Consider the following 19,527-nt stretch of genomic DNA (forward strand, 5'->3'; position numbering starts at 1 on the left):
GGTCAGAGCGCGAGCGCCAGATGCGGGCGGGTGGCGGTTTCAGCCGGAGTGCCGTCGAGCACGTCGGCCCGACGACCGACGGGGTCGAGCACGACGGTGGCCAGGCTGGCCCACCGCTGTCCCATCGGAAGCGCGAGGTCGGGTACGCAGGTCACCGGAGGCTCGCGGTCGCCGGTCACGAGCATCGCGCGCAGCTGCTCGGCATCCGTCGGTGCGCTGGCCGACAGCAGTCGGCCCCGCAGGAAGTCCCAGCGCTGACCGGAGTCGGGCTGGTACAGCCAGGTCTTCTCGTGCGCCGCCGGCGCTTCGGTGAGGAAGTGATTCGTGCGCAGCCAGGTTCCCTCCGTGATAGCGGGCGCGGAGAACACGCCTTCAGGGCTGATGTCGAGCAGCACGGCGTCGCCCGCGGCGTCGAAGAGCGCGAACGAGCCGGAGCTCGTGACCGGCGCCTCGCGCACCAGTTCGACGGCGTGCGCGACACTGGAGGCCTCCTCGAGCACGAGAGCGGCGAGCACGTGCATCGGGATGCCCTCGGGCCGGTCGGACCGGTGCCCGAGGATGTTGAAGTGCAGCGCGACGCCGGCGCTGTTCAGGCCGATCTTGCCGAGGATGCCGCATTCGGTGAGCCCGGCGTAGTCGTGGACGCCGCCGCGCGAGATGATCGTGTGCCAGTACGGCGCGATCTCCATGTGCCAGTCCCACGTCTGCACGCCGAGGGTGCGCGCGCGGCCGTCCGCATCGCGGATCGAGCGCACGATGGTCGAGCACTCCCCCGGCGGTACGGCGACGCTGCGGGAGAGGATCTCCGTTCGCGCGTTCAAGGCTGCGACGCGCCAGATCTCGGCGTCCGCACCGGCGGCGATGCCCTCGATCTGCGCGCGCAGCGCCGGACGGTGGGCGTCGACTGCGTCGAGCAGCCGCTCGGCGTCGTCGCGCACGGTCTTCTCGTCGACGGCGCCGAGGCGGAAGAGCCGATCATACGCGTCGATCGTGCCGGGCAGAGTTTCCCGCAGCTGCCTGCCGCGCTCGACGCCGCGCTGGAGCGGATCCGAGGCATCGGCCGTGATCTGCAAGCGCCGCTCCGGGCGCGGAAAGGGCGACGTCACGAGATTTCCTCTCCGGGAAGAGCGGAAGTGCGCGGCGGTGCAGTACGGCGCTCGCCGGTCGCCTCGAACGCGGCGGCGAGGCGCAGCAGGGCGGTATCGTCCCAGCCGCGGCCCGCGATGGTCAGACCCACCGGCATCCCGATGTCTGCCGTCGTGCCCATCGGCACCGTGACGGTCGGGATGCCGAGATGTCGGATCGCGAGATTCCCGTTCGCGACCCACACGCCGTTGCGCCAACCCGCGTCGGCGGATGCCGGGTTCACGTCCATGTCGGCGGGGCCGACGTCGGCGACGGCGGGGAAGATCACGGCGTCGAGGCCGAGCGCGTCCATCCACTCCTCGAGGTCGACGCGGCGGGTCTCCTCGAGCCCGCGCACACCCTCCTCGAGATACGGGATGTCGGTGAATGACGCGTACGGGCGCTCGCGGACGAAGGCCGGATACTCGGCGATCTCGTCGTCGAAGCCGGTGTAGCGATCCGGGAGGGCACCTTCCGGATGCGGGAAGATGCGCGCGCCGTCGACGAGGTCGAGCCGATCGAGCGCGGGGTCGCCGTTCGCGCGCAGGAAGTCGTCCCACGCCCAGGCGGAGAGATCCTCGATCTCGGAGCGCAGGAACCGCTCGGACACCAGTCCCCTGGTGCGCACGGTCGGCGCCCCGGCGCGGTCACCCTCGTAGTTGGTGACGACCGGGAAGTCGACGTCGACCACGTGGGCGCCGGCGTCTTCGAGGTCTCGGCGCGCTTGCTCCCAGAGCTCGATGACGGACGCCCTGGTCACGATGCGCTGCCCGGTCGCGCCTCCGATGGTGGTGCCGGTGCCGGCATCCGGATCGGCATTGACGTACATGCGCGGCACGCCGAAGCGCCGGCCGGCGAGAGCGGAACGAGGGTCGGCCACGGCGAGGTCACGGTACGACGCCGGACGCACCTCGGATGCGGCAGGGATACGCGCCCACGGCTGGGCGCGCCAGAAGTCGCCGCGGACGTCGGCGTCGTCGGCGACGATCACGTCGAGCACCTCGAAGAGATCGGCCATCGTGCGGGTATGCGGCACCACGACGTCCATCGTGGGCACCAGCGGCCAGTTGCCGCGCACCGAGATGACGCCGCGGCTGGGCGTGTATGCGCAGAGGGCGTTGTTCGACGCCGGTGCCCGACCGCTCGACCAGGTCTCCTCGCCGAGTCCGAAGGCAGCGAAGCTCGCGGCGGTCGCGGTGCCCGATCCGTTGGAGGAGCCGGATCCGAACGCACTGGTCAGCCAGTCGGCGCTGTACGGACTCTCCGCCCGTCCGTACACACCGCGCTGCATCCCGCCGTTCGCCATCGGTGGCATGTTGGTCAGGCCGAGGCAGATCGCCCCACCGGCCCTGAGCCGTTCGATCGTGAACGCGTCCCGCTGCGCGACCAGATCCACGAACGCCGGGGAACCGCATGCCGCAGTGAGCCCGGCGACGAGGTAGCTGTCCTTGGCCGTGTACGGGATGCCGTCCAGCGGGCCGAGCGAGTGCCGGGCCGCCCTGCGGGCATCGGACGCCGCGGCTTCGGCGAGGGCGTCGGGGTTGCGGACGACGACCGCGTTGAGCGCGGTCTCGGTGCCGGGTGCGTCGTAGGCGTCGATGCGGGCAAGATAGGCCTGCACCAGCGCGACGCTGGTAGCTGCACCGGTCTCGAGTGCTCGCCGCAGATCCGCGATGGACGCGTCGACCACATCGATCATGCGGGTGCCTCGCTCGTCGCCGGCTGCTGCTGGGTGATGCAGTGGATGCCGCCGCCGCGCGCGAAGATCGGGCGTGCGTCGACGGTCACGATCTGTCGCCCGGGGTACGCGGCTCCGAGGATATCCCGCGCACGGGCATCGGCAGCGTCCTCACCGAACCCGCACGCGATCACGGCGTCGTTCACGATGAGGTGGTTGATGTAGCTCCAGTCCACGAAGCCGTCGTCGTCGCGGAGAGTCTCGGGGGCCGGGACGTCGATGATCTCGAGCGGGCGGCCCGCGGCATCCGACTGGTCCTGCAGGAACGCCTTCAGCTCCCGCGTGACGACGTGGTCGGGGTGTCCCGCGTCGTCCTGGCGGTGCAGCAGCACCCGGCCCGGAGCGGCGAACGCGGCGACGATGTCGACGTGTCCGTTGGTGCCGAACTCGTCGTAGTCGCGCGTGAGGCCTCGGGGCAGCCAGATGGCTGTGGTCGCGCCGATCGTGCGTGCGAGTTCGGCCTCGACGCGGCCTCTGTCGGCGTAGGGGTTGCGGTTCGGGTCGAGCTGCACCGTCTCGGTGAGCAGCACCGTGCCCTCGCCGTCGACGTGGATACCGCCGCCCTCGTTCACGAGCACCGAACTGATGTGCTCGGCTCCGACGTGTGCGGCGACGATGCGCGCGACGCCGGCCGACACCTGCCACTCGGCCCACGCGGGCGCACCCCAGCCGTTGAAGATCCAGTCGACCGCGCCGAGGACGCCGGGCCGATCGTCGTCGAGGACGAAGGTCGGGCCGAAATCGCGCATCCAGAACTCGTCCAGCGGCGACTCGACGATCTCGACGGCCGAGCCGAGCATGTCCCGCGCCCGCGCCATCTCGGTCGGGTCCACGACCATCGTCACCGGTTCGAACTCGGCGATCGCCAGGGCGACGTCGGTCCACGCGCGGTACGCGGTGTCGCGCCAGGCGGCACCGTCGCCCAGGTTGACGCCCACGCGCGGAAACGCCATCCAGGTGCGTTCGTGCCGATCGCCCTCGTGCGGCATCCGCCAGCCCATGTCATCTCCTTCGCCGACAACGGCTTGTTGGTCACGTGACCAATACAGGAATGTTCCTACACTGGAGGCACCATGTCAACATCCGATACGCGGCCACGGACCAGGAAGACGCCGGAGCAGCGCGCCGGCGAGATCTACGACGCCGCGATCGCGATCGCCAGGGAGAAGGGACTGTCCGCACTGACGCTGCGGGCGGTCGCCAGCAGGGCAGGGGTGGCGCCGGGGCTCGTCTCGCACTACGCATCGAGCATGGATGAGTTGGTCTCGCGCACCTTCCGCGAGCTCACGGCATCCGAACTGGACGACGTCCGCACCCAGGCCGAGACCGAAAGCGAGCCGGCGGCACGGGTGGCACGGATGATCTCCACGGTCCTCAGCAGCGATCACGACGACATCACGCTCGTGTGGGTGGACGCCTGGTCCCTCGGCCGCGGCAGCGCGGCGCTGTCGGTGGCCATCGACGAGCAGATGAGCGCCTGGCAGTCGTTCATCGCGCAGCTCATCGAGGAGGGCCGGCGCTCCGGCGTGTTCCGCACCGACGACACGGATGCCGTGGCCTGGCAGATCCTCGCCATGATCGACGGCATCGCAGCGCATGCGCTGACCCGCCGTACCGACGCCGCGCTGTTCGCCGCTCGGTTGGCACAGGCCTGCGAGACGCTGGTCGGCGCGCCCCAGGGGACGATCGCGGAGCTCCTTCCCACGCGCTGACGGTCGCGGAGGCGTGCCCTCTTCGTGCCCTCGGCGATCCCAGGAATGCAGAAGGGCCGGAACCTCGTGCGAGATTCCGGCCCCGAAATGGTCGGGCTGACAGGATTTGAACCTGCGACCCCTTGACCCCCAGTCAAGTGCGCTACCAAGCTGCGCCACAGCCCGTTGTTCTGCACTCTCGCGCAGGCAACTCCCCTATCTTAGCCGCACCAGAGGCCCTCTCGCGAACCGAGCCGTTGCGGGGTGTCGGAAGCTGCTTGTACCGTCGCCTGCATGTCGACGATCACGACCGCGCTGGCGACGACCGCCCGCTGGGATGACGTGCAGCACGCGCTCACCGGCGGGGGCGATGGGGCGAGCTGCCAGTGCATCTGGCCGGTGCTGCCGAACAAGGACTGGAATCAGACCACCACGCCTCAGCGCACCGATATGTTCCGCGCCGAGATCGACGAGGGTCCCCCTCCGGGACTGGTCGCGTACGTCGACGGCGAGGCCGCGGGCTGGATCCGTATCGGACCGCGCACCCGGCAAGCCCGGATCCCCCGCACCCGCATGATCGCCGCCTCGAGCACCGAGCCGTTCGACGACGAGTCCGTGTGGGCCGTCACCTGCTTCGTCGTCCGCAGGGAGCATCGGGGAACCGGGCTCAACACCGAACTGCTCGACGCCGCGATCGCCTTCGCGCGGGAGTCGGGTGCCCGTCTCATCGAGGGGTATCCCGTCGACACCCGCGGCGAGAAGCAGCGCGCGAACGATCTGTACCACGGCACGATCAGGACGTTCCTCCGCGCGGGTTTCACGGAGAAGGCGGTGATGAAGCCGGGGCGCGTGCTGGTCGCCCTGGAAATCGCACCGAACGGGAGCGATAGCGTGAAGGCATGAGCGCCGCGAACTCCTCCCTCGACGATCCCGACCTCGGACCGCTCCACCGGGCGACCTCCGAGCTCGACGACGGCTCCGTCCTCACCCACGACTGGTTCGTCGGCAGCGTCGAGGTCGACGGCAGCACCTACGAGCTGATGGTCGAGGGCGCATCGCCAGGCGTTGTCGCTCCGCTGCTCCCTCGGCTGCGTGCGGTCATCGCCGGCCTCCCGGGCCTCCGCCGCGTCGCCTCGGATGCCGTGGTGACAACGTCCAGCACCGGAGACCCAGACCCCAGCGACCTGGACGAGGCGGCGGACGACCTGGACCTCGAGACCATCGAGGCCTCCGGCGACGGCACCGTCGTCCTCCACTTCACAGACTCCTGCGGCGAGCACTTCCCGGAGGGCTACTGGCCCGCCGTGCACCTCGATGCCGAGGGTGCCGTCGCGACGGTCACCGTCGAGTCCTGACGCGGGCCGGTCCGATCGACCGCCTTCGGGACGACATGCCCCTCCGGTCATACGATGGAGGGATGCAGCGCCGCACCCTCCCGCCCGCGACCGTGTGGGCGTTCGTCCCCTACGCCGTACTCTCCGCCTTGCACGTCGCGCTTCTCGCACTGGACCACGATCTCGCGGCTCCGACGAAGCTGCTGCTGATGCCACTGCTCGCGGTACCGGTCCTGGTGGCGGCGCGGCGAATCCACCCACCCGTGACGGTGGCCCTGCTCCTCGTCGCCGTGCTCTTCTCCTGGCTGGGCGACGGCGCGGGCGCGCTGTTCCCCGCGGCACCCGAGCTTCCGCTCATGCTCGCCTTCTTCGGCCTCGCGCACATCGCCTACATCGTCCTCTTCGCCCGCCACCTCGCGCGCCGTCGCCTGCCGTGGTGGACCGCGATCTACGCCGTCTGGTGGCTCGCGATGATCCTCGTCCTCGGCCCGCACACGGGCCCGCTCCTCGTCGGCGTCGCGCTGTATGGCCTGCTCCTCGCGGGCACCGCGGCGTTCGCTGCGCGATGCCATCCGCTCGTCGCGACGGGCGGGGCGTTCTTCCTGGCGAGCGACACGATCCTCGCTTTCCGACTCTTCCTGCCCGACGCGCTCCCGGCCTGGAGCAGCCCCGCCGTGATGCTCACCTATACGCTCGGCCAGGGCCTGATCGTCGCCGGCGCCCTCGTCTCCCTGCAGCGGAGGGCCGCCTGATGGTCGACAGCGCGCGGGTGGACAGCTGGCTCTGGGCGGTGCGCGTCTACAAGCCCCGGTCAGCGGCGACCACCGCATGCCGTGCGGGGCATGTGCGCGTCAACGGCGACAAGGCGAAGGCTGCACAGGCGGTTCGCGTGGGCGACGAGCTCCGCATCCGCATCGCGGGTTTTGACCGGATCCTGATCGTGCGCCAGATCCTCGTCAAGCGCGTCGGCGCGCCGCTCGCCGCCCTCGCCTACGAGGACCGGACGCCGGAACGCGAGCCGCAGGCAGCCCTCGGCGTCCGGGACCGGGGCGCCGGACGACCGACGAAGCGGGAGCGTCGGGACATCGATCGCCTCCGCGGACGAGGCGATATACAACACGACTGAACCCTTCCGCGATTCGAACATACGTTCTAAAATCGAGGTATGACGAACCAGCCGACCGATCCCCTCAGCCTGGAGGAGCGGCGGCGCGTGCGAGACGCCTGGGCTGAGACTCGTCGACGCATCGCGGCGCTGGAGGCAGAGGCTGCCGAGCTGCTGGTGGCGCAGATCGCTTTCCATGACGAAGACGTGGCCGCGGCCCCGCACCACCGCGATGCCATCCACCGCTCGATGGTCGCCGAGTACGCCACGGCGGCGCGTCTTTCCACCGGCACCATGGAGTTCGCGTTCGCTGATGCTCTCGCCCTGAGCACGGCACTCCCCCGCGTGCGAGAGGCCTTCCACACGGGGGCTCTGAGCTCCGCACACGTCCGGGAGGTCGCACGAGCGAGCGCCGTGGTGGCCGAGGCCATCCGCAACCGTGTCGTCGCGCCAGAGACGATGGCACTGTTCGAGACGGCGGTGCTCGTCGTCGCCGAAGCCGAGACCGCGGCGCGCACGCGGGGGCATGCCCGCCGCGTCGCCTCCGCGCTCGTCGGCGAGACGATCACGGAGCGACACCGCCGCGCCGCAGACGAGCGCTGCGTCACGGTGCGATCGGTCGACGACGGCCTCGCGGTCCTGACGGCCATACTCCCGGAATGGGCGGCGGTGGCGATCGCCGACCGGTTGAGCCAGCTCACCCGCACGGTGATCCAGGCCCGCGATGCGGGTCCCGCGCGTGATGCGGGGACTGCGCGTGATGCGGAAACTGCGCGCGATGCGGCATCGGGGTCGGATGAAGCGACGCCGCGTCTGGCACCTGCGCACCACGAAGTGCTGACCGCCGACCGCTTCGCGACGGATCGCCCGTGCGGCGAGACTCGGTCGGACACAAAGATCTCCAGCGTCGACGGCGACACCTTCGCCCTCGATCCCGAGGCGGAATCGCTCCCCGCAGACACCCGCACCTGGAGCCAGGTGCAGGCCGACCTTCTGACCGATCTGCTCCTCACCGCCGATCCGAGCGCCGTCGAGGGCGACGGTCTCATCGGGGTGCGCGGCCGCCTGCAGGTGACCGTGGCGGCGACGACCCTCGCAGGGCTCGACAACCGTCCAGCCGAACTGGACGGACACGGCGCTCTGCACCCGGACATCGCGCGAGCTCTGGCCGGTCGCGACGGGGGCTGGACGCGGTTGTTCCTCGATCCGCACGGGCAGGTCATCGAAACGGACGCCTACAGCCCGACCGAGAACATGCGCCGGTTGCTCCGGGCTCGCGATCAGCACTGCCGGTTCCCCGGATGCCGCCAGCCGGTACACCGCTGCGACATCGACCACACCTGGGATCACGCGAAAGGCGGCCCGACCCGCGTCGACAACCTCGCGCATCTCTGCCGCGGGCATCACGTGCTGAAACACCCCGATATCCCGGAGGCTCACCGCTGGACGGTACGGCAGCACCCCGGCGGGGTCCTGGAATGGCGAAGTCCCCTCGGCGCGGTCCACACCGATCACGGCCCGCGTCGGGTCGCCTTCGTCTGAAACGCGCCGCCATCACGACGACGGGTCCTTCGAGCGCAGTGGCGCAGGCCACGTCGATCCGCGCCAGGCCAGACCACGTCGTGCCGCGCCACGTCAGACCACGCCGTACCGCGCGAAGTCAGACCACGCCACCGTACGAGTACCGGGATCCGCGGAGCGTGGCGCCCGCGTCTCGCTCTAGGCGTCGAGAAGACGGAGGAGCCAGCCGCTCGGGCGCACCTGCGCCCCGGCGGCCTCGACGCGGGACTGCAGCTCGCGGTCACTGGTCACCGCGAGAACCGGCGACGCGCCCGCGACCCGGCGTTCGACCTCGGCCACGATCGCGTCGTCACCGGCGCCCTCCGCACGCACGACGTCCAGGGCTGAGCCCGCGACTCCCGCTTCTGCGGCCGCCGCATCTGCCGGCGATCCCCCCGCAGCGGCCTCCGCGATGTCCCGCGCACGGCCTTCCACGACGAGCGAGACCTCCGGGAACCAGGCGTCCCCCGCGAGGCCGAGGTCGTCCGCGGGCACGGCCAGCCCGGTCAGACGATCGCGCAGTCGTGCGGCGGCTCCGGCGCGATCCTTCCACCAGCCGTCCGGCACCGAGCCCACGACATTGGCGGCGTCGACCACGACCACCGGGTGCGCCGAGAGCTGAGCCCGCAGCATCGGCCACGCCGCACCGAAGCCGGGGTGCAGGGGCAACCCGTCCACGTCCTCGACGGGCACCCACGACAGCGCGACGCTCTCGGGGTCGCTGATCACGGGGTCGAACGGCGTCCGCACATCGGCTACGACGGTGGTGTACGACCAGATGCCGAGGTCGAGCACGCTCGTGAAGCGCGGCCGCACCGCGCCATCCGGCACTCCCGCCTCCTCCTGCGCCTCCCGCACGGCGCCCACGATGGCCGCCTCGCCCTCGTGCAGCGCGCCGCCGGGCAGGCCCCACGTGCCGCCGAAGTGGCTCCACGCCACGCGATGCTGCAGCAGGATGCCGCGCTCCGGGTCGACGGCGAGGAGACCGGCCGCACCGAAGCGCCCCCAGTACCGCTCACCGGTGTCCGCGACCACCCAGGCATCGCCCGGATCGCGGGGCCCCTCGGGGCGACGCGGTTCACCGGCGGCGGGAGGTACGACAGTCACCCCCTCAGCTTTTCACAGCATCGGGGCTCCGGCGCCACCGCCGCGACATGCGCGGCAACGAGTCAGCGCTGGCGACGCTCCCGCACACGCATGTTGATGACGATCGGCGTGCCCTCGAACGGGTAGAGCTCGCGCAGGCGGCGCTGGATGAACCGGCGGTAGCCCGGGTCGAGGAAACCGGTCGTGAACAGCACGAACGTCGGCGGACGGGTCGAGGCCTGCGTCCCGAAGAGGATGCGCGGCTGCTTCCCGCCGCGCACCGGGTGCGGGTGCTCGGCGACGAGCTCGGCGAGGAACGCGTTGAACTTGCCGGTCGGGATGCGGCGGTCCCAGTTCTCCAGCGCCATCTCGAGCGCGGGGACGAGCTTGTCGAGGTGACGACCCGTCTTCGCCGAGATGTTGACCCGCGGGGCCCAGGCCACATGGGCGAGGTCCTGCTCGATCTCGCGCTCCAGGTAGCGGCGGCGGTCGGCGTTCTCCAGGTCGTCGTCGTTGAGGCGATCCCACTTGTTGAACGCCAGGACGAGCGCGCGACCGGACTCGAGCACGAGGTCGATGATCCGCACGTCCTGCTCGCTGATCGACTCCGACACGTCGAGGACGACGATGGCGACCTCGGCCTTCTCCAGCGCGGCCGACGTGCGCAGCGACGCATAGAAGTCGGCGCCCTGCGCCATGTGCACGCGGCGACGGATACCGGCCGTGTCGACGAGGCGCCACATCTTGCCGCCGAGCTCCACGACCTCGTCCACGGGGTCGCGCGTCGTGCCGGCGAGATCGTTGACGACCACACGCTCCTCCCCCGCGGCCTTGTTCAGCAGCGAGGACTTGCCGACGTTCGGGCGTCCGAGGATCGCGACGCGGCGCGGGCCGCCGATCTCCTGCTTCGCCACCGCGGAGATCTCCGGCAGCTTCGTCAGCACGGCGTCGAGGAGGTCGGCGACACCACGACCGTGGATCGCGGAGACCGGGTGCGGCTCCCCGAGACCGAGGTTCCACAGGGCGGCCGCTTCCGGCTCCTGACGCGCGTCGTCGATCTTGTTGGCGACGAGGAAGACCGGCTTGCCGCTCTTGCGCAGCAGCTTCACGACGTGCTCGTCGGTCGAGGTGGCGCCCACCATGGCGTCCACGACGAACAGCACGACATCGGAGAGGTCGATCGCGACCTCGGCCTGCGCCGCGACCGAACGGTCGATGCCGCGGGCGTCGGGCTCCCAGCCGCCGGTGTCGACGACCGTGAAGCGGCGGTCGTTCCACTCGGCCTTGTACGTGACGCGGTCGCGGGTGACGCCGGGGGTGTCCTCCACGACCGCCTCGCGACGGCCGAGGATCCGGTTCACGAGCGCGGACTTGCCCACGTTCGGCCGCCCGACGATCGCCACCACGGGGAGCGCAGGCAGGAACTCGATGCCGTCCTCGCCCAGCGCCACGCCGGCGAGGAGCGCGGCGTCCTCGTCGTCGAGTTCGTAGTCGGCGAGCCCGGCGCGCAGGGTCTCCGCGCGCTGCTCGGCGAGCTGGTCATCGATCTGCTCGAGCTTCTCGGCGAGCTGGTCGGGACCGCCTTCATATTCGTCGTCAGCCACGGTCTGCTCCTCGGAGTCGTTCGATCACCGAGAGGACGGCGTCGATGGTCTGGGGGAAATCGAGTGCGGTCGAGTCGACGACCTCCACGCCCTCCGCGGCGTTGAGGAAGTCGACGACCGCACTGTCGGAGGCGTCGCGCTTGTGCAGGGCATCCGCCACGGCGGCGGCGTTCTCGCCCGCGAGTTCGCCCGCGCGACGGGCGGCCCGCACCTCCGGTGCCGCGGTCAGCAGGATGCGCACGGGGGCATCCGGTGCCACGACGGTCGTGATGTCGCGTCCTTCGACGACGACGGCCGGGTACGGCGCCTCGGCGACCAGCGCCCGGAAGAGCTCGTTGACCTGGGCGCGCACCTCCGGCACGCGGGCCACGCCGCTCACGGCACCGGACACGCGGGGTTCGCGGATCGCGTCCGTCACGTCGACGTCGCCGACGCGCACCGTGCGGTCGTCCGGATCGAGCCCGAGGCGGACGGGGAAGTCGGCGGCCGCGGCGCGCACGGCCTCAGCGTCGTCGGTGTCTGCACCGCGATCGAGCACATGCCAGGCGAGAGCCCGGTAGGCCGACCCGGTGTCGAGGTAGCCGAAGCCCTCGCGACGCGCGATCGCCTTGGAGACGCTCGACTTCCCGGACCCGGCGGGCCCGTCGATGGCGATGAACTTCGTGGCGGAGATGGTGGAGGTGTCAGTCATTGGTGTTCCCTGCGATGCGCCAGCCGCGTTCCTGGAGCCCGGTGATCGCGCCGTGCAGCGCCGCGGGGTCGACACTGATCTCGGCGAGGCCGAACTGCGCGCCCGGAGAGTGCTCCAGTCGCAGGTCCTCGACGTTGACGCCCAGCTCGCCGAGCTCGCCGAACAGGCGACCCAGCTGACCGGCGGTGTCGTCGACCATGACGACCAGTGTCTCGAAGCGTCGGTTCTGCCCGTGCTTGCCGGGAAGGCGCTCGACGCCGTCGTTGCCCTGGCGGATGGTCTCGGCGAGCACGCGTCGGGCACCCGGGGCCCCGGGAGCGCGCAGCGCGTCGGCGACCTCGCTCAGGTCGGTCGCGAGCGCGTCGAGGATCTCGACGACGGGACCGGCGTTGGCCCCGAGGATCTGCACCCACAGTTCCGGAGCGGACGCGGCGATGCGCGTCGTGTCTCGCACGCCCTGCCCGGCCAGGCGGAGAGCGCCCTCCTCGGCCCCGGCCAGACGACCGGCGAGGAGGCTCGCGACGACCTGCGGCACGTGCGAGGTGAGGGCGACGGAGCGGTCGTGCTCCTCCGGAGTCATCTCCAGCGGCATCGCGCCGACGTCGAGGGCCAGCGCCTCGACCAGCGCGAGGTCGCGCGCGGTGGTGTCCTCGTCGCGGCACACGACCCACGGCCGGCCGATGAAGAGATCGGCCCTGGCCGAGATCGCCCCGCCGCGCTCCCGACCGGCGAGCGGGTGCGAGCCGATGTAGCGGGCGAGGTTCACGCCCCGCTCCCGGAGTGTGCGGAACGGCTCGAGCTTCACGCTCGCGACATCGGTCACGACGGCGTCGGGGTACCGCTCGAGCTCGGCCTGGATCACGTCGGCGGTCACGTCCGGCGGCACGGCCACGACGACGAGCACCGGGGCGTCGTCATCCTGCGGAAGGCGTCCGGCGCCGTAGTCGACGGCGAGGCGCAGCTGCGCAGGGGACGCGTCGGTGAGGACGACGTCGATGCCCTTCGCACGCAGGGCATGGCCGACGCTGGCACCGAGCAGCCCGGCGCCGACGATGCGCACGGTGCCGGACAGACGCGGCGCCACGGCACCGCTCTTCCGCGCCGCGGGCGCACTCGTCGTCTGGGTCATTCGCTCTCCTGCTCGCCTGGCGCCTCGGCGACACCGGATTCCCGGCGCGCGAGAGTCAGCAGCGCGCCGAGTTCGATTTTACTCAGTTCCCGCGTCCGGCCCGCCGGGAGGGTTCCCAGGTGCAACGGACCGAACTGCCGCCGCACGAGTTCCGTGACCGGATGGCCGACCGCGGCCATCATCCGGCGCACGATCCGGTTGCGGCCGGAGTGCAGCGTGAGCTCCACGAGGCTCGAGCCGCGCGACGTGTCCAGCAGCCGAGCCTTGTCGGCGGCGATGGGGCCGTCCTCCAGCTCGATGCCCTTCGTGAGCTTCGAGATGGTCTGCGCCGTCACGCTCCCCTCGACCTTCGCGATGTAGACCTTGGTGACGCCGAAGGAGGGATGCGCGAGGACGTGCGCGAGCTCGCCGTCGTTGGTGAGCAGCAGCAGTCCGCTGGTCTCGGCGTCCAGACGCCCGACGTTGTACAGCCGCTCCTCGTAGTCCTTCGTGAAGCGTCGGAGATCGGGGCGTCCGCTCTCGTCGCGCATGCTGCTGACCACACCCGTCGGCTTGTTCAACATCACGTACCGCTTGGACACGTCGAGCTGCACCGCGGTGCCGTCCACGTCCACGAGGTCCCGCTCCGGGTCGATGCGGCGGCCGAGCTCGGTGACCACCTGGCCGTTCACCCGGATGCGTCCCTCGACGATGTACTGCTCGACGACCCGACGGGAGGCGACACCAGCCGCGGCGAGCACCTTCTGCAGTCGCACGCCCTCGGGGGCGCTGGAATCGTGGGCGTCGGTGGTCATCGGACCGTCCCTTCGTCGAAGCCGTCGGCGCCGTCGTCGAGGAGCGGCGAGATCGGCGGAAGCTCATCCAGAGAGTTGATGCCGAGATGCTGGAGGAGTGCATCGGTTGTGCCGTAGTTGATCGCGCCGGTCTCGGAATCGGCGAACAGTTCGGTGATCAGCCCCCGCGCGAGGAGGGTGCGGACCACGGAGTCGACGTTGACCGCGCGGATCGAGGCCACCTGGCTCCGGGTCACCGGCTGCTTGTACGCGATCACCGCGAGCGTCTCCAGCGCCGCCTGGGAGAGCCGGGCCGGCGCCTGACCGCCGACGAACTCCGCCACGACCGGATCGAGGTCCTCGCGGACGTAGAGCCGCCATCCACCGCCGACCTCCCGCAGTTCGAAGCCGCGCCGCGGACCCGCGCCTCGACCGTCGTAGTCCTCGACCAGCGACTCGACCGTCTGCCGGACGGCGGGCACCGGCGCGCCGACCGCGGCGGCGAGGGCCACCAGGCCGATCGGCTCGTCGACGATGAAGAGGATCGCCTCCACACGCTCGCTGAGCGGCAGCTCGGAACCCGTCGCGGCGTCGGGCTCGTCGGGGAGGCCGGTCTCTGCCGCGGTCACGTCATCGGTCATAGTCGGCCCCCAGGGTCGCGAGTGTCTCGTCCGACCAGGAGTCGGCGGCCCAGCGGAGGGTGAGCTCCCCGAGCGGTTCCAGTTGTTCGAAGGAGAGCGCCGCGTGGCGGTACAGCTCCAACACCGAGATGAAGCGGGCCACGACGATACCCGGCTCCGAGACGCCCGCGACCAGCTCGCGGAAGCTCAGCGACTCGGTGCCGCGCAGCAGCGTGACGACGATCGCGGCCTGCTCGCGGATGCTGACCAAGGGCGCATGCAAGTGGTCGAGTCCGACGTGCGGGATCTCCTTCGGCGCAAAGGCCAGCAGCGCCAGCGCCGCGAAGTCGTCGGGCGTGAGCGACCAGACGAGCTCTGGTGTCTGCTTCCGGTGCTTCTCCTCCAGCGGTACCGCACGCACATGACGGCGGTCCTCCCGCTGCAGGCACCGCGAGAACCATGCGGAGACCTCTTTGAACGCGCGGTACTGCAGGAGACGGGCGAAGAGCAGGTCGCGCGCTTCGAGCAGGGCGACGGCCTCGGCGTCGACGAGCTCGCCCTGCGGCAGCAGGCCCGCCACCTTCATGTCGAGCAGGGTCGCGGCGACGACGAGGAACTCCGACGCCTGGTCGAGCTCCTCCTCGTCCTCCAGGTCGGCGAGGTACGCGATGAACTCGTTGGTGACGGCGCTCAGCGACACCTCGGTGATGTCCATCTCGTGCTTCGAGATGAGGTTCAGCAGGAGGTCGAAGGGGCCGTCGAAGTTGGACAGCGAGACGCGGAACCCAGCGGCATCGTCGGCGGAGGACGGCTCCGCGGTGTCGATCGCCTCGGCGGGTGCCGGGACCTCAGCGGTACCGAGCTCGTCAGGCGACGGCGCCACGGGCGACCAGCTCCCTGGCCAGCCGCAGGTATGCCTGTGCGGCCGCGTGCTCCGGAGCGAACTCGGTGATCGGGACCCCCGAGACCGACGCGTCCGGGAACTTCACGGTGCGGCCGATGACGGTCTCCAGCACGTCGTCGCCGAACGCCTCCACGACGCGCTCCAGCACCTCGCGCGAGTGCAGCGTGCGCGGGTCGTACATCGTCGCCAGCAGGCCGTCCATCTCGATGGAGGGGTTGAGCCGGTCGCGGACCTTGTCGATGGTCTCGATGAGGAGCGCGACACCGCGGAGCGCGAAGAACTCGCACTCGAGCGGGATGATGACGCCGTGCGCCGCCGTCAGCGCGTTCACGGTCAGCAGACCGAGCGACGGCTGGCAGTCGATGAGGATGACGTCGTACTCCCCCGCCACCTGGCGCAGCACGCGGGCGAGGATCGTCTCGCGGGCGACCTCGTTGACGAGGTGCACCTCCGCGGCGGAGAGGTCGATGTTCGCGGGAAGGACGTCGAGACCGGGCACGTTCGAGTGCACGATCGCGTCGTGCGCATCGCGCTTCGTGTCGAGCAGGAGGTCGTAGACCGTCGGGACGTCGTGTGTCTGGATGCCGAGACCGGCGGACAGCGCGCCCTGCGGGTCGAAGTCCACGGCGAGCACCTTGCGGCCGTACTCCGCGAGCGCGGCGGCGAGGTTGATGGAGGTCGTCGTCTTGCCGACGCCGCCCTTCTGGTTGCAGAGCGCGATGATGCGGGCCGGGCCGTGCGACTTCAGAGGCGCCGGGATCGGGAAGCCCTGGTACGGACGGCCGGTGGGTCCCATGGGGGTGTCGTCGGCCTTCTGCGCCTTCGCCCTGGACTTCGCCACTTTCTCAGCCACCGGTTCTCCTGCTCCTTCGTGCTTGCTCGATTGTAGCCGCCCAGCGTTCCCCAGCCGGCTCGGCGCGCGGCGGTCCCGGTACCGGCCGCGGCCTGCGCGGTCAGCGCGCCCGGGGATGAGAGGTCGCGTAGATGTCGCGGAGGGCGTCCACCGACACATGCGTGTAGATCTGCGTCGTCGCGACCGAGGAGTGCCCCAGCAGCTCCTGCACCACCCGCACGTCGGCACCGCCCTGCAGGAGGTGCGTCGCGAACGAGTGGCGCAGCGTGTGCGGGGAGACCTCGGTCGTGAGCTGTGCGCGCTCCGCGGCGGAACGGATCACCAGCCAGGCGCTCTGTCGCGAGAGCGGGGCACCGCGTGCGCCGAGGAAGAGCCGGGCCGATGCGCGGCCCTTCGCCGCGAGCTCCGGGCGAACCCGGGTGAGGTAGGCGTCGACGGCGGCACGGGCGTACGACCCCACCGGGACGATGCGCTCCTTCGAGCCCTTGCCCCGCAGGCGCAGCACCTCGCCGTGCGCCATGTCGTCGACGTCGAGCCCGACCGCCTCCGACACCCGGGCGCCCGTGGCGTAGAGGAGCTCCAGGAGCGCCCGGTCGCGGATGCCGAGCGGCTCCTCGGCCGACGGCGCGGCGAGCAGCCGCTCCACCTGGTCGATCGTGAGCGCTTTCGGCAGCGGGCGCGGGGTCTTGGGCGGGCGGAGCCGTCCGGTCGGATCGTCCGCCTCGATGCCCTCACGGGCGAGGAACCGGTGCCAGCCGCGCACCGAGGACTGCAGGCGCGCCAGACTCGTCGCGGCCGGGGGCGGCTCCGCCGAGGCGCGGTCGACGATGAAGCGGTCGACGACGGCGGGCGTGATGTCCGCCGTGTCGTCGATCCCCTCCGCCGTGAGCCAGTCCCGGTAGCCCTCGAGGTCCCGCCGGTAGGCGCCGACCGTGTGCGCGCTGAGCCCGCGCTCGATCGTGACGTGACGCAGATACGCGTCGAGAGCGCGATCGAGCTGCATGCTCAGCTCCGGTCGCGCAGCCTCTGCGCGGTCGCCAGCACGCCGAGCGCGAGGATGCCGTTGCGCAGGCGTCCCGCCAGGACTCCGGCGACCGCCTCCTCGAGGGGAAGCCAGGCGAGACGGATGTCCGCCTCCTCGTCTTCGCGGGCGTGCGCGGCCGCGGCGGCGGTGAGCCCCGTCGCGAGGAACACCTGGATGAGCTCGTCGTTGCCTCCCGGCGTCGTCCACGACGACACCAGGGGCTCCCAGTGCGCGGCGACGAGGTCGGCCTCCTCCGCGAGCTCGCGACGGGCGGCCGCCACGGGCTCCTCCCCCGCGATGTCGAGGAGGCCGGCCGGCAGCTCCCAGTCGCGGTGGCGGATCGGGTGACGGTACTGCTGGATGAGCAGCACCCGTCCCTCGTCGTCCAGCGCGAGGATCGCGACGGCCCCGGGGTGGGCGACGTACTGTCGCACGATCTCGCCCTCGCCGTAGCGGACCCGGTCGGAGCGCACGTCCCAGACGCGCCCCTCGTAAACGAGGTCGCTGCTCACGACCTCCGGCTCGAAGGGCTCGTCGCGCAGCGGCTCCGCGACGGCCGGCGCCTCCGACTCACTCATCGACGGGCACGTCGAACAGCTCGCTCGCGCGGTGGCGGGCGATGGCCGCGCCGACGAGCCCGCGGAACAGCGGGTGCGGGTCGGTCGGACGCGAGCGCAGCTCCGGGTGCGCCTGGGTGGCGATGTAGTACGGGTGCACGTCACGCGGCAGCTCGACGTACTCGACGAGGTCGAGTTCCGGGTTGAGGCCCGAGAACACCAGGCCGGCCTCGGACAGGCGATCGCGGTACGCGTTGTTCACCTCGTAGCGGTGGCGGTGACGCTCGGACACCTCGGCGGCGCCGTAGACCTCGCGCGCCAGCGAGCCCTCCGCGAGAGCCGCCTGGTAGAGGCCGAGGCGCATGGTGCCGCCCAGGTCGCCGCCGTCGAGGATCTCGATCTGCTCGGCCATGGTCGCGATGACGGGCTCCGCGGTGTCCGGGTCGAACTCGCTGGACGAGGCTCCGGCGATCCCGGCCACGTCGCGGGCGTACTCGATGACCATGCACTGCAGACCCAGGCAGAGGCCGAGGGTCGGGATGCCCTGCTCGCGGGCGAACTTCAGCGCACCCAGCTTGCCCTCGATGCCGCGGATGCCGAAGCCTCCGGGGACGCAGATGCCGTCCAGCTCGGCCAGCTGCTCCTGCGCGCCCTCGGGGGTCTCGCAGAGGTCGGACGGGATCCAGCGGATGTTGACCTTGGTCTCCTGCGCGAAGCCGCCCGCCTTGAGGGCCTCCGTCACGGAGAGGTAGGCGTCCGGAAGGTCGATGTACTTGCCGACGAGACCGATCGTGACCTCGTGCTTCGGGTTGTGCACCGCGTGCAGAACCTTGTTCCAGCGCGTCCAGTCGACGTCGTCCGCCTTCTGGTCGAGCCCGAGGCGGCGCACGATGTAGGAGTCGAGGCCCTGCTCGTTGAGGGTCGACGGGATGTCGTAGATGCTCGGCAGGTCGACGGTGTTGATGACGCCTTCGACGTCGACGTCGCACATCAGGGCGATCTTGTTGCGGTTGCTCGCGCTCACCGGGCGATCGCTGCGGAGCACGAGGGCGTCGGGCTGGATGCCGACCTGGCGGAGCGCGGCAACCGAGTGCTGGGTCGGCTTGGTCTTCTGCTCGCCGGACGCTCCCATGAACGGCACGAGCGAGACGTGCACGAAGAACACGCTGTCGCGGCCGAGCTCGTGACGCAGCTGGCGGGCCGACTCGAGGAACGGCTGCGACTCGATGTCGCCGACGGTGCCGCCGACCTCGGTGATGATCACGTCGGGACGCGGGTCCTCGGTGGCCTGCAGCCGCATGCGGCGCTTGATCTCGTCGGTGATGTGCGGGATGACCTGCACGGTGTCGCCGAGGTACTCGCCGCGACGCTCACGGGCGATCACCTGCGAGTAGATCTGACCGGTCGTGACGTTGGCCGCCTCGGACAGGTTGATGTCGAGGAAGCGCTCGTAGTGCCCGATGTCGAGGTCGGTCTCCGCACCGTCGTCGGTGACGAACACCTCGCCGTGCTGGAACGGGTTCATGGTGCCCGGATCGACGTTCAGATACGGGTCGAGCTTCTGCATGACCACGCGGAGTCCGCGAGCGGTCAGGAGGTTGCCCAGGCTGGCCGCGGTGAGCCCCTTGCCCAAAGACGAAACGACACCACCAGTCACGAAGATGTGCTTGGTCGTGTCGTTCTTGGGCCCCGCAGAAGAAGAGTTCATCACGGGCTTCTATCCTAACAGTTCA

Annotated in this window: 20 protein-coding genes and 1 tRNA gene; 6 read left to right on the top strand and 15 right to left on the bottom strand. The window is 70.8% G+C overall.

Annotated features, from left to right (window positions below; genetic code table 11):
• Positions 1-2 precede the first annotated feature (2 nt).
• From IZR02_RS10530 to IZR02_RS10540, 3 genes are read right to left on the bottom strand one after another with little or no spacing between them, the layout of a single operon-like run.
• Positions 3-1,106: a C45 family autoproteolytic acyltransferase/hydolase gene (locus tag IZR02_RS10530; RefSeq protein ID WP_025105129.1), complete on the bottom strand. Its 1,104-nt coding sequence runs from the start codon at positions 1,104-1,106 to the stop codon at positions 3-5.
• A complete protein-coding gene (locus tag IZR02_RS10535; protein ID WP_025105130.1) occupies positions 1,103-2,824 on the bottom strand; it encodes an amidase in 1,722 nt (573 codons plus the stop codon). The genes IZR02_RS10530 and IZR02_RS10535 overlap by 4 nt, the downstream gene beginning before the upstream one ends.
• The gene (locus tag IZR02_RS10540; RefSeq protein ID WP_025105131.1) at positions 2,821-3,864 is read right to left on the bottom strand and encodes an agmatine deiminase family protein; all 1,044 of its coding nucleotides are present in this window, start codon (positions 3,862-3,864) and stop codon (positions 2,821-2,823) included. Before IZR02_RS10540 ends, IZR02_RS10535 begins: the two co-directional genes overlap by 4 nt.
• A 72-nt stretch (positions 3,865-3,936) precedes the next feature.
• Between IZR02_RS10540 and IZR02_RS10545 the strand changes: the two genes are divergently transcribed.
• Entirely contained in the window at positions 3,937-4,575 is a 639-nt protein-coding gene (locus IZR02_RS10545; protein WP_025105132.1) for a TetR/AcrR family transcriptional regulator, read from the top strand.
• 88 nt (positions 4,576-4,663) lie between these two features.
• On the opposite strand, the gene IZR02_RS10550 is transcribed toward IZR02_RS10545, so the two are convergent.
• Positions 4,664-4,740 (bottom strand) — tRNA-Pro (locus IZR02_RS10550).
• Between the two features lie 108 nt (positions 4,741-4,848).
• Between IZR02_RS10550 and IZR02_RS10555 the strand changes: the two genes are divergently transcribed.
• The 5 genes from IZR02_RS10555 (at position 4,849) to IZR02_RS10575 (ending at position 8,535) form a co-directional block, all read left to right on the top strand.
• A complete protein-coding gene (locus IZR02_RS10555) occupies positions 4,849-5,457 on the top strand; it encodes a GNAT family N-acetyltransferase (RefSeq protein ID WP_025105133.1) in 609 nt (202 codons plus the stop codon).
• Positions 5,454-5,909: a hypothetical protein gene (locus IZR02_RS10560; protein ID WP_025105134.1), complete on the top strand. Its 456-nt coding sequence runs from the start codon at positions 5,454-5,456 to the stop codon at positions 5,907-5,909. The genes IZR02_RS10555 and IZR02_RS10560 overlap by 4 nt, the downstream gene beginning before the upstream one ends.
• Positions 5,910-5,971: 62 nt before the next feature.
• Positions 5,972-6,640 (top strand): lysoplasmalogenase family protein, encoded by a 669-nt coding sequence (locus IZR02_RS10565; RefSeq protein ID WP_025105135.1) that lies wholly within the window; start codon positions 5,972-5,974, stop codon positions 6,638-6,640.
• Positions 6,640-7,014 (top strand): RNA-binding S4 domain-containing protein, encoded by a 375-nt coding sequence (locus tag IZR02_RS10570; protein WP_217316413.1) that lies wholly within the window; start codon positions 6,640-6,642, stop codon positions 7,012-7,014. Before IZR02_RS10565 ends, IZR02_RS10570 begins: the two co-directional genes overlap by 1 nt.
• A gap of 39 nt (positions 7,015-7,053) precedes the next feature.
• Complete coding sequence (locus IZR02_RS10575) at positions 7,054-8,535, top strand: HNH endonuclease signature motif containing protein (protein WP_217316414.1); 1,482 nt, start codon at positions 7,054-7,056, stop codon at positions 8,533-8,535.
• Between the two features lie 177 nt (positions 8,536-8,712).
• Here IZR02_RS10575 and IZR02_RS10580 read toward each other — a convergent pair whose 3' ends face one another.
• The 11 genes from IZR02_RS10580 to IZR02_RS10630 form a co-directional block, all read right to left on the bottom strand.
• On the bottom strand, positions 8,713-9,660 hold the full coding sequence (locus tag IZR02_RS10580; protein ID WP_025105138.1) for an NUDIX domain-containing protein: 948 nt from the start codon (positions 9,658-9,660) through the stop codon (positions 8,713-8,715).
• Positions 9,661-9,722: 62 nt separating this feature from the next.
• On the bottom strand, positions 9,723-11,243 hold the full coding sequence (der, locus tag IZR02_RS10585) for a ribosome biogenesis GTPase Der (RefSeq protein ID WP_025105139.1): 1,521 nt from the start codon (positions 11,241-11,243) through the stop codon (positions 9,723-9,725).
• A complete protein-coding gene (cmk, locus tag IZR02_RS10590; protein WP_025105140.1) occupies positions 11,236-11,934 on the bottom strand; it encodes a (d)CMP kinase in 699 nt (232 codons plus the stop codon). Before cmk ends, der begins: the two co-directional genes overlap by 8 nt.
• Positions 11,927-13,063, bottom strand: coding sequence for a prephenate dehydrogenase (locus tag IZR02_RS10595; protein WP_025105141.1), 1,137 nt, complete (start codon positions 13,061-13,063; stop codon positions 11,927-11,929). The genes cmk and IZR02_RS10595 overlap by 8 nt, the downstream gene beginning before the upstream one ends.
• Positions 13,060-13,857, bottom strand: coding sequence for a pseudouridine synthase (locus IZR02_RS10600; RefSeq protein WP_025105142.1), 798 nt, complete (start codon positions 13,855-13,857; stop codon positions 13,060-13,062). The genes IZR02_RS10595 and IZR02_RS10600 overlap by 4 nt, the downstream gene beginning before the upstream one ends.
• Positions 13,854-14,477: an SMC-Scp complex subunit ScpB gene (scpB, locus tag IZR02_RS10605; RefSeq protein ID WP_025105143.1), complete on the bottom strand. Its 624-nt coding sequence runs from the start codon at positions 14,475-14,477 to the stop codon at positions 13,854-13,856. The genes IZR02_RS10600 and scpB overlap by 4 nt, the downstream gene beginning before the upstream one ends.
• The gene (locus IZR02_RS10610) at positions 14,467-15,339 is read right to left on the bottom strand and encodes a segregation and condensation protein A (RefSeq protein ID WP_025105144.1); all 873 of its coding nucleotides are present in this window, start codon (positions 15,337-15,339) and stop codon (positions 14,467-14,469) included. The genes scpB and IZR02_RS10610 overlap by 11 nt, the downstream gene beginning before the upstream one ends.
• Positions 15,323-16,156 carry a ParA family protein gene (locus tag IZR02_RS10615; protein WP_164498181.1) on the bottom strand — a complete coding sequence of 278 codons (834 nt, stop codon included), beginning with the start codon at positions 16,154-16,156 and terminating at the stop codon, positions 15,323-15,325. The genes IZR02_RS10610 and IZR02_RS10615 overlap by 17 nt, the downstream gene beginning before the upstream one ends.
• Before the next feature lie 157 nt (positions 16,157-16,313).
• Complete coding sequence (gene xerD, locus IZR02_RS10620; protein WP_025105146.1) at positions 16,314-17,216, bottom strand: site-specific tyrosine recombinase XerD; 903 nt, start codon at positions 17,214-17,216, stop codon at positions 16,314-16,316.
• Between the two features lie 2 nt (positions 17,217-17,218).
• Positions 17,219-17,815, bottom strand: a complete 597-nt coding sequence (locus tag IZR02_RS10625) for an NUDIX domain-containing protein (RefSeq protein ID WP_025105147.1) — start codon at positions 17,813-17,815, stop codon at positions 17,219-17,221.
• Positions 17,808-19,502 carry a CTP synthase gene (locus IZR02_RS10630; protein WP_029989884.1) on the bottom strand — a complete coding sequence of 565 codons (1,695 nt, stop codon included), beginning with the start codon at positions 19,500-19,502 and terminating at the stop codon, positions 17,808-17,810. Before IZR02_RS10630 ends, IZR02_RS10625 begins: the two co-directional genes overlap by 8 nt.
• Between the last annotated feature and the right edge of the window lie 25 nt (positions 19,503-19,527).

Source organism: Microbacterium paraoxydans (genome assembly GCF_019056515.1).
Classification (GTDB): Bacteria; Actinomycetota; Actinomycetes; order Actinomycetales; family Microbacteriaceae; genus Microbacterium.